The 502-nt window shown below is 58.2% G+C and carries 1 pseudogene; it reads left to right on the top strand.

The features are described 5' to 3' along the window. Window positions 1–502 (top strand): annotated as a pseudogene (locus NKH35_RS31975) (iron ABC transporter permease); the annotation flags it as partial.

The raw sequence follows: 502 nt of genomic DNA on the forward strand, positions 1-502 counted from the left end.
GCTTTGTTCGAGGCGATCATGCCCTTCCGCGTCTTCCGTGTCAGCACCAATCTCCTCGCCATCCTGGTGGTGTTGGCGCCGGTAACGCTGATCATCTACCAGAGTTTTCTGTCCGGCCCGTTCTTCCAGAAGACAGCGCATCTGTCGCTGAAGGCTTATAGCTTCATCCTTGCAGATGCGGATTTCTGGCTGGCGCTGACGACTTCGCTCAAGCTCGCGGTGGGGATGACATTGATCGCCGTTCCGGTGGGAATCCTGCTGGCGTTCATCATCGTGCGTACCGACGTGCCGGGCAAGCGCTGGCTGGAGCCGATCATCCTCATCCCGGTGTTCATGTCGGCGGTAGTGCTGGCCTTCGGCTATGTGATGACGTTGGGACCAGTCGGCTTCGTCTCGCTGGCGGTCAAGTCGGTGATTGGCTACGTGCCTTGGAATGTCTATTCGGTGACATCGATCGCGATTATCGCCGGGCTCACCCATGTCCCGCATGTCTATCTCTATG

It is taken from the genome of Mesorhizobium sp. M1143 (genome assembly GCF_040318435.1).
Taxonomy (GTDB): Bacteria; Pseudomonadota; Alphaproteobacteria; order Rhizobiales; family Rhizobiaceae; genus Mesorhizobium.